Annotated in this window: 17 protein-coding genes; 10 read left to right on the plus strand and 7 right to left on the minus strand. The window is 71.6% G+C overall.

All coding sequences use genetic code 11. The features are described 5' to 3' along the window. The first annotated feature begins 1 nt into the window (after position 1). Positions 2-1,273, plus strand: a complete 1,272-nt coding sequence (locus ACWEOZ_RS41565) for a sensor histidine kinase (protein ID WP_451916188.1) — start codon at positions 2-4, stop codon at positions 1,271-1,273. Beyond that, positions 1,270-1,902, plus strand: a complete 633-nt coding sequence (locus ACWEOZ_RS41570) for a response regulator (protein WP_451916189.1) — start codon at positions 1,270-1,272, stop codon at positions 1,900-1,902. The genes ACWEOZ_RS41565 and ACWEOZ_RS41570 overlap by 4 nt, the downstream gene beginning before the upstream one ends. A gap of 90 nt (positions 1,903-1,992) precedes the next feature. Here the strand turns inward: ACWEOZ_RS41570 and ACWEOZ_RS41575 are convergent, their stop codons facing one another. The 6 genes from ACWEOZ_RS41575 to ACWEOZ_RS41600 all read right to left on the minus strand — a co-directional run bounded on the left by ACWEOZ_RS41575 (position 1,993) and on the right by ACWEOZ_RS41600 (position 6,664). After that, complete coding sequence (locus tag ACWEOZ_RS41575) at positions 1,993-2,409, minus strand: VOC family protein (RefSeq protein ID WP_451916190.1); 417 nt, start codon at positions 2,407-2,409, stop codon at positions 1,993-1,995. Next, positions 2,402-3,250 carry a helix-turn-helix domain-containing protein gene (locus ACWEOZ_RS41580; protein ID WP_451916191.1) on the minus strand — a complete coding sequence of 283 codons (849 nt, stop codon included), beginning with the start codon at positions 3,248-3,250 and terminating at the stop codon, positions 2,402-2,404. The genes ACWEOZ_RS41575 and ACWEOZ_RS41580 overlap by 8 nt, the downstream gene beginning before the upstream one ends. A gap of 102 nt (positions 3,251-3,352) precedes the next feature. Then, positions 3,353-3,856, minus strand: coding sequence for a hypothetical protein (locus tag ACWEOZ_RS41585; RefSeq protein ID WP_451916199.1), 504 nt, complete (start codon positions 3,854-3,856; stop codon positions 3,353-3,355). Positions 3,857-3,868: 12 nt separating this feature from the next. Then, positions 3,869-5,515, minus strand: a complete 1,647-nt coding sequence (locus ACWEOZ_RS41590; protein WP_451916192.1) for a RecQ family ATP-dependent DNA helicase — start codon at positions 5,513-5,515, stop codon at positions 3,869-3,871. 39 nt (positions 5,516-5,554) lie between these two features. Further along, positions 5,555-6,505, minus strand: coding sequence for a TIGR03557 family F420-dependent LLM class oxidoreductase (locus ACWEOZ_RS41595; protein ID WP_451916193.1), 951 nt, complete (start codon positions 6,503-6,505; stop codon positions 5,555-5,557). An 18-nt stretch (positions 6,506-6,523) separates the two neighbouring features. Further along, the gene (locus tag ACWEOZ_RS41600; RefSeq protein ID WP_433720108.1) at positions 6,524-6,664 is read right to left on the minus strand and encodes a hypothetical protein; all 141 of its coding nucleotides are present in this window, start codon (positions 6,662-6,664) and stop codon (positions 6,524-6,526) included. Between the two features lie 188 nt (positions 6,665-6,852). Between ACWEOZ_RS41600 and ACWEOZ_RS41605 the strand changes: the two genes are divergently transcribed. Further along, positions 6,853-8,430, plus strand: coding sequence for a glycoside hydrolase family 3 protein (locus ACWEOZ_RS41605; RefSeq protein ID WP_451916194.1), 1,578 nt, complete (start codon positions 6,853-6,855; stop codon positions 8,428-8,430). Between the two features lie 17 nt (positions 8,431-8,447). Here ACWEOZ_RS41605 and ACWEOZ_RS41610 read toward each other — a convergent pair whose 3' ends face one another. Beyond that, positions 8,448-8,726, minus strand: a complete 279-nt coding sequence (locus ACWEOZ_RS41610; protein WP_451916195.1) for a GNAT family N-acetyltransferase — start codon at positions 8,724-8,726, stop codon at positions 8,448-8,450. Between the two features lie 45 nt (positions 8,727-8,771). On the opposite strand from ACWEOZ_RS41610, the gene ACWEOZ_RS41615 reads away from it, so the two are divergent. The 7 genes from ACWEOZ_RS41615 to ACWEOZ_RS41645 all read left to right on the plus strand — a co-directional run bounded on the left by ACWEOZ_RS41615 (position 8,772) and on the right by ACWEOZ_RS41645 (position 12,977). Next, on the plus strand, positions 8,772-9,095 hold the full coding sequence (locus ACWEOZ_RS41615; RefSeq protein ID WP_451916200.1) for a hypothetical protein: 324 nt from the start codon (positions 8,772-8,774) through the stop codon (positions 9,093-9,095). A 62-nt stretch (positions 9,096-9,157) separates the two neighbouring features. Next, positions 9,158-9,979 carry a DUF1206 domain-containing protein gene (locus tag ACWEOZ_RS41620; protein ID WP_451916196.1) on the plus strand — a complete coding sequence of 274 codons (822 nt, stop codon included), beginning with the start codon at positions 9,158-9,160 and terminating at the stop codon, positions 9,977-9,979. A gap of 102 nt (positions 9,980-10,081) precedes the next feature. Next, positions 10,082-11,269 (plus strand): mechanosensitive ion channel family protein, encoded by a 1,188-nt coding sequence (locus ACWEOZ_RS41625; protein ID WP_451916197.1) that lies wholly within the window; start codon positions 10,082-10,084, stop codon positions 11,267-11,269. A gap of 74 nt (positions 11,270-11,343) precedes the next feature. Then, positions 11,344-11,778, plus strand: coding sequence for a phage holin family protein (locus tag ACWEOZ_RS41630; protein ID WP_360553347.1), 435 nt, complete (start codon positions 11,344-11,346; stop codon positions 11,776-11,778). After that, positions 11,775-12,242 (plus strand): DUF3618 domain-containing protein, encoded by a 468-nt coding sequence (locus ACWEOZ_RS41635; protein ID WP_451916198.1) that lies wholly within the window; start codon positions 11,775-11,777, stop codon positions 12,240-12,242. The genes ACWEOZ_RS41630 and ACWEOZ_RS41635 overlap by 4 nt, the downstream gene beginning before the upstream one ends. Then, a complete protein-coding gene (locus ACWEOZ_RS41640) occupies positions 12,239-12,511 on the plus strand; it encodes a DUF4235 domain-containing protein (protein ID WP_360821605.1) in 273 nt (90 codons plus the stop codon). Before ACWEOZ_RS41635 ends, ACWEOZ_RS41640 begins: the two co-directional genes overlap by 4 nt. Before the next feature lie 262 nt (positions 12,512-12,773). After that, positions 12,774-12,977 carry a cold-shock protein gene (locus ACWEOZ_RS41645; protein ID WP_007458127.1) on the plus strand — a complete coding sequence of 68 codons (204 nt, stop codon included), beginning with the start codon at positions 12,774-12,776 and terminating at the stop codon, positions 12,975-12,977. Positions 12,978-13,162: the final 185 nt, after the last annotated feature.

Raw genomic sequence — 13,162 nt, forward strand, 5'->3', positions numbered from 1 at the left:
GATGTCCGAGGTGAACCGGCTGGAGATCCGGCAGCGCCGGGCCGATCGGCGGATGCTGCTGATGCCGTACGTGGCGTTGTTCGGCTCGACCGTGATGGTGGTCGTGGCCGGTGACCTCGGCCTGCCCCGCCAGGGGCTGCCGCTCACCTTCACCGTCGTGGCGGTCACGACCGCCTGGCTGCTCGGCATGGTGACGCTGCGCCCCGGATGGCAGGACCGCCCGCGCACCGGAGTCGTGTTCTTCGCCGGCCTGCTGGTGCTGATCGCGCTGCTGGTGTGGTGTCACCCGATCTACGGCTTCTTCGCCTGGACCGGCTACCTCTACGCCGTCCCCAGCCTGCGCGGCCGGTGGCGGCTGGCCGGCGCGGCCGCGGTCGCCTGCTGCACCGCGGTCTCGCAGGTCGGCGGCTTCGGCAACCTTCGGGCCACCGGCATCTGGGTCGCGTTCGTCATCCTGCTGGCCTTCAACATCGGCATCGCGGTGACGATGACCATGCTGTCCATCATGAACAGCGACCACGCGACCCGGCGGGCCGAGATGCTGCACCGGCTCACCGAGGCCAACGACAAGCTGGCCCGGGCGCTGACCGAGAACGCCGGCCTGCACGAGCAGCTGCTGGTGCAGGCCCGCGAGGCCGGCATCCTGGACGAGCGCCAGCGGATGGCCGGGGAGATCCACGACGTGCTGGCCCAGGGGCTGACCGGCATCGTCACCCAACTGGAGGCGGCCGACCAGGCAGCCGGCCGGGAGAGCGACCGCCGCCGGCACCTGGACACCGCGAAACAGCTGGCCCGCGACAGCCTCACCGAGGCCCGTCGCTCGGTGCAGGCGCTGCGCCCGCAGCCCCTCGCGCAGGCAGCTCTGCCGGAGGCGCTGGGCGAGGTGGTCGACGGCTGGGCGGCCCGCCACGGGGTGGCCGCCCAGCTGATCACCACCGGCACCGCGCGACCCCTGCTGCCGGAGATCGAGGCGACCCTGCTGCGCACCGCCCAGGAGGCGCTGGCCAACGTGGCCCGGCACGCGGGCGCGGACCGGGTCGCGCTGACCCTGTCCTACATGGAGGACGTGGTGACGCTGGACGTCCGCGACGACGGCACCGGCTTCGACCCGGCGCACAGCCGCACGCAGGGATACGACGGCGGCTACGGCCTGACGGCCATGCGGGAACGGGTACGGCGGATCGCGGGCACCCTGGAGGTGGAGTCGGAACCGGGCGCGGGCACGGCGATCTCGGCCTGCGTACCGGCGCTGACCGTGGCGGCCGCCGCATGATCGGTCTGCTGATCGTCGACGACCACCCGGTGGTCCGCGACGGCCTGCGCGGCATGTTCGCCGGCGACGAACGCTTCCGGGTGCTGGGCGAGGCGGCCGACGGCACCGAGGCGCTGGCGGTGGCCCGGGCGGTCCAGCCCGACGTGGTGCTGATGGACCTGCGGATGCCGGGCATGGACGGCGTGACAGCCATCCGGGCGCTGCGCGATCAGGGCGTGCCGGCCCGGGTGCTGGTGCTGACCACGTACGACACGGACAGCGACGTCCTGCCGGCGATCAAGGCGGGTGCGACCGGTTACCTGCTCAAGGACGTACCCCGGGAGGAGCTGTTCCGGGCGGTGTCGGCGGCGTACCGCGGCGAGTCGGTGCTGTCCCCGGCGGTGGCCGGGCGGCTGATGGGCGAGCTGCGCTCCCCGGCCCGCGAGGAGCTGAGCCAGCGCGAACTGGAGGTGCTGGGCCTGATCGCGCAGGGCTGCTCCAACCGGGAGACCGCGAGCCGCCTGTTCATCAGCGAGGCGACGGTGAAGACGCATCTGCTGCACGCGTACGCGAAGCTCGGCGTCCGCGACCGCGCGGCGGCGGTCGCGGCGGCCTATGCCCGGGGCCTGCTCGGCCGGGACGCACCCTAGGCTGCCGGGACTGGTCGACCACGCCACCGCCGGGCGGGCGCTGCGGCTGGTGGAGAGCCGGCCGTTCGACGGCGGCGCGGTCGTGCTGCGTTACGCCGCCGGCACCGGCTCGCCGCGGTAGGTGCCGAACGACCACAGGTTGCCCTCGGGGTCGCGGACGGCGAAGTCGCGCGAGCCGTAGTCGGTCACGTTGAGCTCCCGGACGACGGTCGCCCCGGCCTTCACGGCCCGGTCGTGCAGGCCGTCCGGGTCGTCGGTGACCACGTACGCGCCGAAGGTGCCCGGCCGCAGCGCCCACGGGTCGTCCGGGTCGTCGCGGTGCGAGCCGAGCATGATGCCGCCGCCCGGGGGCCAGGCCAGCTCGGCGTGGGCGACCTGGTCGCCCTCGCCGTAGACGGCGACCTCCACGAAGCCGAAGGCGTCGACGAGGAAACGGATCAGGGCTCGGGCGTCGCGGGCCCGCAGGGTGGGCCACACCTGCGGTGGCGGGGTCTTCGGATCAGTCATGCCCCTCATCCTGCGCGCCGGAGCGCGGATGGTCTTGGACGAAAGTGAACTCGTCGGCCAGCCACCGCGACGGTGAGCAGCCGGCCAGGGACCGGAACTCGCGGGCCAGGTGCGCCTGGTCGTAGAAGCCGGTGTCGGCGGCGAGCCGGGCCAGCGGCGTGCCCGGGGTCAGCCGGCGCCGGGCCCGGTCGAAGCGGACCACCCGGGCCGCCTCCTTGAGCCCGAGGCCGGTCTCGACCCGGAACCGGTCGGTCAGGTGGCGCGGACTCCAGCCGACCTCGCCGGCCAGGTCGCGGACCGGCAGCCGGCCGCCGGTGGCGAGCAGGCGACCGAACGCGTACGAGACGTCGGGATGCACCTCAGCCTCGTGGCGCCGGACGCGGGCCAGCAGGGCGGCGTCCAGGGCCGCGAAGCGGTCGGGCCAGCTCCGGGCGGCCAGCAGCCGGGCCCGCAGCCGCTCGACGCCCAGGCCGCCGAGCACGTCGGCGAGGTCGAGGTCCAGGCCGGCCAGCTCACCGGCGGGCAGGCCGAACAGGGTGCGGCAGCCGAGTGGATGCACGGCCACCTGGACACCGGACTGGCGGCCGCCGTGGGCGATCAGGGCGGGGGCCAGGTGCAGGCCGCCGAGCAGGGCGTCATAGCGGCCCGGCGCCTGGCGGCTGTCCGGGTGGGCGTGCACGACCAGCGGGTCGTCGAGGGTGAGCACGAGCGTCAGGTACGGCGAGGGCAACCCCCGGTGGGTCACCGGCGGCACCCCGCACTGCCGCCAGCCGGAGTAGTGCGCGACGTACGGCCGCAGCGCCACCGCCGGTCGCGTCCACGCGGACTCGTCGACCACCATGAGCTGAGCATCCCACCCGCGCCGCCGGCGGCCCACCCGTACGCGGGCCGGCCCGGGGCCCCGCCGGTCACCAGGTCTCCGGCGCGGCCCCGGGCCGGGGGATCAGTCGGCCAGGGCCTTGGCCAGGGCGTCGCGGAAGGCGCGCTCGTTGTCGGTCACGACGTCGCCGCCGATGCCCAGCACGCCACCGGACGAGGCCGCACCGACCACGCTCTCGGCGATCTCGACCAGCCAGTGCTTGTACGTCTCCGCGTCCGCCGGGTCGGCCTTGACGGCCAGCAGCGCGGACGCCTCGGCGGCGCGGTTCACCACGTCCTGGCCGTAGCCCACCGGGTCGGCCGGCTCGATGGCCGGCAGCTCCTCGCCCCGGTCCGGGTCGCCGGTCTGGTCCAGGACCGCCGTGGCGATCGCGGTGACCAGCCGGCTGGCCGAGCCCCGCGCGTCGGAGATCTGGTCGAGACCGGCAGCCGTCTCGGCCCGGGTCTTACGGGCACTGTCGTGCGTCGCCACGCTCGCGGCGGTCAGCACCGACTGCGGAAGGCCGACCAGCAGCCCCCACTCGGCGTCGGTGAAGCCGAACGTGGCGTACAACGGTTCGTCGGTCACGGTAATCCTCACTCACTTCTTCTTCTCAGCGACCAGCAGCGCGTGCTCCTGGACGACCGGCACCGAGAGGGTCTTGTAGCCGACCTCGTCGAAGAGCACGGTCATGCGATCCTCCTCGTACCCCATCACCATGCCGGGACCCCACTCGGCGTGCCGCACCGTGCTGTGCACGGCGAACGGCTCGTCGCCGGTCTCCTCCTCGGTCTCCTCGGCCACGCCCTCGGCGCAGTTGTCGCAGTGCCCGCAACGCTCGGCGAGATCCTCGCCGAAGTAGGCCAGCAGGGTCTGGGAGCGACACGCGTTGCTCTGCGCGTACGCGCGCATCATGTCCGTGCGGGAGCGCTGCACGACCTGCTGGCGCTCGTGCTCGGCGACGGCGGCCTCGGCCGCCGCGGCGGGCAGCGGGGCGAAGACCGGGACCGTCCACTTGTTGCCGCCGCCGGCGACCGCGGCGCCGACCTGCTCCAGCAGGCTCAGCAGCTGACCCAGCTTGCGCGGCCCGAGGCCGGTCTTCTCCTTCAGCGCGGTCTTGGTGGCCGGTCCGGCCCGCAGGGCGGCGGCCAGCTCGCGGATCTCGGCCACCTCGGGTGAGCCGCCGGTGAAGAAGCGCTGGATCGCCTCGTCCTCGGAGCGCCACAGCAGCAGCGCCCGGCTCGGCTCGCCGTCGCGGCCCATCCGGCCGATCTCCTGGAAGTAGCTGTCCGGGGAGTCGGGCAGGGCGACATGCGCGACCCAGCGGATGTTGGGCTTGTCGATGCCCATGCCGAACGCCGACGTGGCCACCATGATGTCGACCTTGTCGGCGAGGAAGTCCTCGTGGGCCTGCTCGCGGGCGCCGCCGGCCATCCCGCCGTGGTAAAAGGTGGCGCTGTAGCCGGCCTCGGTCAGGCGCTCGGTGAGCTCCTCGGCGGCCCGCCGGGTCGCCACGTAGATGATCCCCGGCCGCTCGGTCTCGTCCAGCAGCGCGGTGAGCCGGCGCCACCGGTACGCCTCGTCCGGGCAGTACGCGACCTCGAGGAACAGGTTCTGCCGGTCCAGGCCGGAGACGTGGATCTCGGGCTTGTCGAGGTGCAGCCGGGCGATGATGTCGTCGCGGACCGGCGGCGAGGCGGTGGCGGTCAGCGCCAGCACCGGCGGCCGGCCCAGGCCCCTGATCAGATGCCCGAGGGAGAGGTATTCCGGGCGGAAGTCGTGGCCCCAGGCGGAGATGCAGTGCGCCTCGTCGATCGCCACCAGGCCCGGGCGCAGCGCCCGGACCTCGGCCAGCCGCTCCGGGTTGGCCAGCTGCTCCGGGGTGATGAACAGGAACTCGGCGCGGCCTTCCTGGATCTCCCGGATCGCCTCGCGCTGCTGGTTGGGGGTCTCGGCCGAGCTGACCCGCACGGCCCGCACGGCGGCGTCGTCCCGCTCGTTGAGGGCGGCGATCTGGTCCTGCTGCAGGGCCAGCAGTGGTGAGATCACCACTGTCGGCCCGGGCAGCAGGACCGCTGGGATCTGGTAGATCGCCGATTTGCCGGCGCCGGTGGGCAGGACGACGAGGGCGTCGTGGCGGCGCAGCACGGCCCGCATGGGCTTGAACTGGCCGGGGCGCAGGTCGGGCCACCCGAAGTGCTTGCGGGCGACCTTGCGCAGGCGCGGGCCGTAGATCGGTAGCTTCATCGAGCGGCCATTGTGCCCCACGGGTGTGACACCCAAACGCTACGAGTGCTTGGGCAGGATGTGCTCGGCGTAGAGATCGAACAGGCCCTGGTAATGCGGGCCGGTGTTGGCCACGTAGACCTCGTCGAAGCCGGCCTGGGCGTACTTGTCGAGCATCTCCAGGTGGGCCGCCGGGTCGTTGCCGCAGACGAAGGCCTCCTTGATCATGTCCTGGGTGACCAGCTCCGACGCCTGCTCGAAATGCTTGGGCGAGGGCAGGACCTGGGAGAGCTCGCCGGGCACGCCGGCGTTGGGCCACTTCTCGTACGCGATCCGGGCGCCCTCCTCCTCGCTGGTGGCGAACGCCGCCTTGAAACCGGCCTGACAGGTACGGTCGCCGCCGCCCTCGTTGCGGAACTGCTGGACCATGTCGCCGTCGGGCATCGTGCTGATGTAGCCCTCGGCGATCCGCGCCGCCACCGAGGTGGCCTTGGGGCCGAAGCCGGACATGAGGATCTCGACCGGCTTCTCCGGCAGCGTGTAGATCCGGGCGTTCTCGACCGTGTAGTGCTTGCCGCGGTGCGACACCGTGCCGCCCTTCCACAGCTCGCGCATGATCTCGACGGCCTCCTCCAGCATCTCCAGGCGCACGTCGGCCTCGGGCCAGGCGTCGCCGAAGATGTGCTCGTTGAGGGCCTCACCGGTGCCGATGCCGAGCCGGAACTTCCCGCCGGTCAGCACCGCGCTGGTCGCGGCGGCCTGGGCGATCACGGCGGGGTGGATGCGGACGGTCGGGCAGGTGACCGCGGTGGTGATGGGCAGCGAGCAGGCCTGGCTGAGGGCACCGATGGTGGACCAGACGAACGCGCTCTGCCCCTGGGCGTCGACCCACGGGTGGTAGTGGTCGGAGATCCACAGGGCGGAGAAGCCGGCGCGCTCGGCGCCCTTGGCCTGCTCGATGAGCTCCGCGGGGGTGTATTCCTCGCTGGACAGGAAATATCCGATTCGCATACCGGGCGGATACCCCGGTTATTTGCCGCCGAACATCCGGCGGATGGCCCAGAGCAGGATCAGGGCCCCGAGCGCGACGCCGAGCAGGCGCACCGCGTGCACCTCGGACCAGTCCACGCCGGAGGCCGCCAGGACGGGGGTCGCCCACTGTGTCCGCACCCGGGAAGCTTAGCGAGGCGGGCAAGCGGCTCAACACTTTAAGTTCGCTTAATAGAAAGGTTTGTTGACTAAAGCCCTGAAGTGGGTGACCATAGGTCGTCGCCGCGCCCATGACGGTTGTCGGTCGATCACGTTGGGGGACGTGCTCGCTGAGCGCGTATTCGTCGTCACCGGAGGTACGCGGACACATGCCGAATCATGGCGATTTGCCAGTTCTCGCCGCGACGGTGTTGCAGCCCGGGTTCGAAGGCACCGCTGTGCCCGACTGGGTCCGTCGCTGGCTCGCGGACGGGCTGGGCGGCGTCGCCCTGTTCGCCCGCAACGTCGAGACACCCGCACAGGTCGCGGCCCTGACCGCCCAGCTGCGCGCCGAACGCCCGGACGTCATCGTGGCCATCGACGAGGAGGCCGGTGACGTCACCCGCTTCGAGTCGCGGCACGGCAGCTCCCGGCCCGGCAACCTGGGCCTGGGCGCGATCGACGACGCCGAGCTGACCCACGCCGTCGCCCGCGACCTGGGCCTCGAGCTGGCCCACGCGGGCATCACGCTCGACTACGCCCCGGACACCGACGTCAACAGCAACCCGGACAACCCCATCATCGGGGTACGCGCGTTCGGCGCCGAGCCCGGTCTCGTGGCCCGCCACGGCGCGGCCTGGATCAGCGGCCTGCAGGAGGCCGGCGTCGCCGCCTGCGCCAAGCACTTCCCGGGCCACGGTGACACCGCCGTCGACTCGCACCACGACGTACCGCTGATCGACCGCAGCCGGGAGCGGCTCGCCGAGGTGGAGCTGGTGCCGTTCAAGGCCGCCATCGCCGCCGGCGTGCAGTCGGTCATGACCGGGCACCTGCTGGTCCCCGCGTACGACCCGGACCTGCCCGCGACGCTGAGCCGGCGCATCCTCACCGGTCTGCTGCGCGAAGAGCTCGGCTTCCAGGGCCTGATCGTCACCGACGGCATCGAGATGCAGGGCGTACGCCGCACCTACGGGCTCGAAGGCGCCACCGTGCGGGCGCTGGCCGCCGGGGCCGACGCCATCTGTGTCGGCGGCGACCACGCCGACGAGCACACCGCCGTGCGGCTGCGGGACGCCATCGTCGCCGCGGTGCGCAGCGGTGAGCTGAGCGAGGAGCGCCTGCGCGACGCCGCCGCCCGGGTCCGCAAGCTGGCCACCTGGACGCTGGAGACGCAGACCGCCATCGGGGCCCGCGCCGTCGCGGAGGTCGCCGGCTCCACCGCACACGAGGTCGCCGTCATCGGCGGGTCGGCCGTCGGCCAGGCCGCCGCCCGGCGCGCCGTCAAGGTCACCACCGGCGCGGCCGCCCCCGAACTGCCGCTGAGCTGTGCGCCGCACGTGGTCGAGTTCGCGCCGGCCCGCAACATCGCGATCGGCGCCGAGACGCCGTGGGGAGTCGGGGCGCCGCTGGGCAACCTGCTGCCCGGCACCACCTCGATCCGGCTCAGCGCCGAGGACCTGGCCGGGGTGAGTGACCCGGCGACGCCGGTCCTGGCCGGAGCCGACGGTCGCCCGCTGGTCCTGGTCGTCCGGGACGCGCACCGGCACCCGTGGATCGCCGGCGCCCTGCGGGACACGCTCGCGGTACGCCCCGACGCGATCGTGGTGGAGATGGGCGTGCCGGTCGCGGTGAGCGGCGGGGTGCACCTGGCGACCTACGGTGCCACCCGTGCCTGCGGTCAGGCCGCCGCCGAGATCATCGCCGGTTCCTCGGTGCCGCAGCTCGCGTCGCCGGCCCTCGCCGCCTGAAGGAGGTCGCGGGCCGCTCAGGCAATGATGTCGTCGTACTGGGAGTGGTCCGCGACGTAGCGCGCGAAGAACGGGCAGGCGGGGACGACCTTCGCCCCGCGTGCCCGGAGGGCGTCCAGGGTCTGCGCGGCCAGCACGCTGCCCAGGCCCTTGCCCCGGTGCGCGGGGTCCACCTCGCTGTGCACGACGACCACGGCGCCGTCGCGCTCGCGGTAGTCGGCGAACCCGCCGACCTCGCCGTCGAGCAGGATCTCGAAGCGGTGGCGGGCGGGGTTGTCCTGCACGGTGACGTCCATCCTGCCAGCCTAGGGTGGCTTGTGGCCCGTACTCTTGATCGGGTGATGAACACCGCAGCACCGCGCATCGCCGCCCTGTTCACCTCGGCCGTCCTCGGTCTGACCCTGCTCGCCGGATGCGGCAGCGACAACGTCGACTGCGGCCTGGACCAGTGCACCGTGACCCTCGACCGCAGCACCAGCGCGAGCGCCAGCGTGCTCGGCGTGGAGGCCAAGTTCGTCAGCGCCGACGCCAACACCGTCACCCTCGAGGTGGCCGGCGAGCAGGTGCAGCTCACCAAGGGACAGCAGGCCGTGAACGTCGGTGGCCTGCAGGTGTCGCTGGACAGCATCACGGCCGACCAGATCGGCTTCCAGGTCTCCCGCTAGCACACGCCGGGTGGCACTGGTGGCAGGTTTCAAAAATGGTGCCCCAGGTCAATCTGAGCAGCATGTCTGCCACCCAGCAAGCCCGGAGCACAGCGTCGCGTGCTGCCGACAGCAAACCCCTCGAATATCTCGCCCGCGGTGGCTTCATCGTGTACGGCGTCATCCACCTGCTCTTCGCCTGGCTGGCGCTGCAGGTCGCCCTGGGTGACTCGAAGGGTGAGAGCGACCAGTCCGGCGCGCTGCAGAGCCTGGCCGGCAAGCCGTTCGGGAAGACGATGCTGGTCATCGCCGTGATCGGCATGATCGCCCTGGCCATCTGGCAGGCCTTCGAGGCTGCCATCGGTCAGAGCGGCCCGCAGGACAAGGCGGCGCTCGCCGAGCGCATCGTCTCCGGCGCCCGCGCGGTGATCTACCTGTCATTCGCCTGGATCGCCATCCGGGTGCTGCAGGGCGCCAACGCCTCCACCGGCGACAAGCAGGAGAAGGGCGCGGCCGGCCTGATGGCCAACACCGGCGGGCGCTGGCTGGTCGGACTGATCGGGCTCGTGGTGGTCGGCGTCGGCGTCGGCCTGGTGATCTACGGCGTCACCAAGAAGTTCGAGAAGAAGCTCAACACCCAGCAGATGAGCCCGAGCGTCCGCAAGACCACGCGTCGCCTCGGTGTCGCCGGCTATTCGGCCAAGGGCGTCGCGTACGCGATCGCCGGCGGCCTGATCGTGGCCGCGGCCGTGACCTACGACGCGGAGAAGGCCCGCGGTCTGGACGCGGCGCTGCGCCTGCTGGCCGAGCAGTCGTACGGCCCGTGGCTGCTGGGCCTGGTCGCGCTGGGCATCGCGGCCTTCGGTGTCTACTGCTTCTCGCAGGCTCGCTACCGCAAGGTGTGACGCACGACCGAGCTCGAAGCGGGTGGAAGACGTGTCTTCGCACAGGCGGGCAGGGCAAGGTAGAGCGCTGGCAACGACCCCTGAATCGTGGAGAGGGAATCCGTGACCAGCGTGCTCACCGCCCTGCTCGCCGTCGTCATCGCGGCGGGTGCGGCGATCGTCCTGGTCGAGGCGGTGCACTGGGTCGTCAAACGGCTCGGGCGCCGCTCGACTCTGCTCAGCGACCTGGCCGCCACGGCACACAAGCCGTTCCTGACCAGCGTCACCATCTATGCCATGCAGCAGGCCGTCCGCACCTTCGCCGGTGAGTTCACGGGCCGGGACGGGGTGCTGCACGCCCTCGTCCTGCTGGTGATCGCCTCGGTCGCCTGGCTCGTCGGCGCGCTGCTGCTCGTGCTGGAGGACGTCGCCCTGGCCCGCTGGCGGGTCGACGTCCCGGACAACATGAAGGCCCGCCGGGTCAAGACCCAGATCGTGATAATGCGCCGGGTCACCATCGCCGCGATCGTGGTGCTGACCGCCGGGGTCATGCTGATGACCTTCCCGGACGTCCGCGCGCTGGGCGCCAGCGTGCTCGCCTCGGCCGGCGTGGTCAGTGTCATCGCCGCGCTCGCCGCCCAGAGCACGCTGGGCAACCTCATCGCCGGCCTGCAGCTCGCCTTCAGCGACGCGGTCCGCATCGACGACGTGGTGGTCGTCGAGGGGGAGTGGGGCCGGATCGAGGAGCTGACCCTGACGTACGTCGCGGTGCAGATCTGGGACGACCGCCGGCTGATCCTGCCGACCTCGTACTTCACCACCAAGCCGTTCCAGAACTGGACCCGGACCGGGTCCGCTGTGCTGGGCACCGCGGAGATCGACGTCGACTGGTCGGCGCCGGTCGAGCCGATGCGCGCCGAGCTGCGCGCCGTCTGCGAGGGCAGCGAGCTGTGGGACGGCCGGGTCTGCGTGCTCCAGGTGACCGAGGCGACCGGCGGCATGATCCGGCTCCGCGCCCTGGTCAGCGCGCCCGACGCGGGATCGCTGTGGGACCTGCGCTGCCTGGTCCGCGAGCGCCTGGTGACCTGGGTCTTCGAGCACCGGCGGGACTCGTTGCCACGGCTGCGCGCGGACATCTCGCAGGGCGGGCGGACACTGCCCGCACCCGCCGTTGCTGCACCGGCGGACGACACCGCGGCCCGCGACGACGCCCGGGTGTTCAGCGGCGCCGGGGACGGCGACGAGCGGGCGGCGGCCTTCAGTGGTCCAGAAGAGCAGACATCTCCCGCCACGCCCGGTATCAGGCAGTAATTTCGGCTCCGGCAGGCGAGGATTGACCAGGCCCTGTGCAGGGCATAGAGGCTCCATTGGGAAAGGAGGACACCATGGCCGATGTCCTGAACGGTAGCCCGGCCCGTCCGGGGACCGACCAGTCCACCTCGGAATTGGTACAGAAGGCGAGCGAGCAGATCTCTCGCCTGGTGAAGGATGAGATCGCGCTCGCGAAGGCAGAGCTCACGGAGAAGGGTAAGCACGCCGGCATCGGTGTGGGTCTGTTCGGCGGCGGAGGGGTGCTGGCCCTGTACGGCGTCGGCGCGCTGTTCGCCACGCTGATCATCGTCCTCGACCTGTTCCTGCCGCTGTGGCTGGCCGCACTGATCGTGACCGTGGTGCTCTTCGCCTCGGCCGGCGTGCTGGCGCTGCTCGGCAAGAAGCAGGTCACCCAGGCGGTCCCGCCGGAGCCCTCGGCCGCCATCGCCAGTGCGAAGGCGGACGTCGACGAGGTCAAGCACGCGATCAAGAGCAGGAGCCGGGCATGAGTGACAAGAACGGGTCCACGTCGGCAGGCAAGCCCGACGTGGCGGCCTTGCGCGAGGACATCAAGCAGACCCGCGCCGAGCTCGGTGAGACGGTCCAGGCCCTCGCGGCCAAGGCGGACGTCAAAGCCCGGGCCAAGGAGCAGGTCGAGCAGACCAAGCAGCGGGCCAAGGCGCAGGTGCACGAGACGACCGGCAAGGTCCGCGAGGCTGCGGCCGCTGCGGTCGGTGCCGCGTCGGAGAAGGTCCGCACCGCCAAGGCGCAGGCCGGCGACAAGGTCGCCCTGGCCGGTGACAAGGTGAAGGAGTCCGGCGCCCTCGACAAGGTCAAGGAGTCGGGCGTCCTGGACAAGGCGCAGGACGCGCGCGTCCAGGTGCAGCGCAACCCCATCCCCTTCGCCGCGGTGCTGGCGGCCGGGGTGGCGCTGGTCGGCATCATCCTCATCGTGCGCGGGAGGCGTAAGTGAGCAACAAGCTTCAGAAGGTGGCGTACAAGCCGGTCGGTCTGTTGCTGGGCATCGGGGCCGGCGCGGTCGCGGGCTTTGTGTTCAAGGAGATCTGGAAGTTCGCCTCCGGGGACGACGACGCCCCGAACGCCACCGACGAGGACCGTGGCTGGGGCGAGATCATCGCCGCGGCCGCGCTGCAGGGCGCGATCTTCGCGACGGTCAAGGCACTGGTCGACCGCGGCGGCGCCGCCGGCGTTCGCAAGATCACCGGGGAATGGCCCGACTGATCGATCGCCTACATAGACGTACGTCGAGGCCTCTGGCGCCGCTCAAGCGGCGCCGGAGGCCTTTTCCGGTTCTGTCCAAGTCGACGGGATTCGGCTGAGGGGCAGCTTTCGGGCTGGTTCTTCGGGTACAGTGTGGCCAGTTTTTGTGTACGTGGTTCAGAGGCTCGTCCTGCTGAAACGCCGCCCCTCGCGGCGGCCGCTGCGCGGAAACGACCATCGGCCCCGCATCACCGGGCCGGCATTTTCAGAAGGAGAGTTCAGCATGGCGCAGGGAACCGTGAAGTGGTTCAACGCAGACAAGGGCTTCGGCTTTATCACCGTCGATGGCGGGGGTGCTGACGTGTTCGTCCACTTCTCGGCCATCCAGACGAGCGGCTACCGCAGTCTGGAAGAGAACCAGCGGGTCGAGTTCGAGATCGCCCAGGGCCAGAAGGGCCCTCAGGCGGAGCAGGTTCGCCCGCTCTGAGACCATCCTGCCGGCGGCGACGCCGGCCGCCGATCGCCTGGCGGAGATCGGCCTGAGTGACCCCGCATCCCTTCTTCGAGGGGTGCGGGGTTTTTCTGTTTGCCTTTTTTGGTTGCGCTGGGGGGCTTGGGGGCGGGGATGGCCCACGCAGCTCGTCAGGCTTGATATCTGCGTGGGCCATCCCC

The organism is Actinoplanes sp. NPDC004185 (genome assembly GCF_053603475.1).

Coding starts and splice junctions, on each gene's coding strand:
- ACWEOZ_RS41575 (WP_451916190.1), bottom strand. CDS start 2,409: ATGACTGATCCGAAGACCCCGCCACCGCAGGTGTGGCCCACCCTGCGG.
- ACWEOZ_RS41610 (WP_451916195.1), bottom strand. CDS start 8,726: ATGGACGTCACCGTGCAGGACAACCCCGCCCGCCACCGCTTCGAGATC.
- ACWEOZ_RS41580 (WP_451916191.1), bottom strand. CDS start 3,250: ATGGTGGTCGACGAGTCCGCGTGGACGCGACCGGCGGTGGCGCTGCGG.
- ACWEOZ_RS41590 (WP_451916192.1), bottom strand. CDS start 5,515: ATGAAGCTACCGATCTACGGCCCGCGCCTGCGCAAGGTCGCCCGCAAG.
- ACWEOZ_RS41630 (WP_360553347.1), top strand. CDS start 11,344: ATGGCCGATGTCCTGAACGGTAGCCCGGCCCGTCCGGGGACCGACCAG.
- ACWEOZ_RS41570 (WP_451916189.1), top strand. CDS start 1,270: ATGATCGGTCTGCTGATCGTCGACGACCACCCGGTGGTCCGCGACGGC.
- ACWEOZ_RS41565 (WP_451916188.1), top strand. CDS start 2: ATGTCCGAGGTGAACCGGCTGGAGATCCGGCAGCGCCGGGCCGATCGG.
- ACWEOZ_RS41620 (WP_451916196.1), top strand. CDS start 9,158: ATGTCTGCCACCCAGCAAGCCCGGAGCACAGCGTCGCGTGCTGCCGAC.
- ACWEOZ_RS41645 (WP_007458127.1), top strand. CDS start 12,774: ATGGCGCAGGGAACCGTGAAGTGGTTCAACGCAGACAAGGGCTTCGGC.
- ACWEOZ_RS41595 (WP_451916193.1), bottom strand. CDS start 6,505: ATGCGAATCGGATATTTCCTGTCCAGCGAGGAATACACCCCCGCGGAG.
- ACWEOZ_RS41615 (WP_451916200.1), top strand. CDS start 8,772: ATGAACACCGCAGCACCGCGCATCGCCGCCCTGTTCACCTCGGCCGTC.
- ACWEOZ_RS41635 (WP_451916198.1), top strand. CDS start 11,775: ATGAGTGACAAGAACGGGTCCACGTCGGCAGGCAAGCCCGACGTGGCG.
- ACWEOZ_RS41605 (WP_451916194.1), top strand. CDS start 6,853: ATGCCGAATCATGGCGATTTGCCAGTTCTCGCCGCGACGGTGTTGCAG.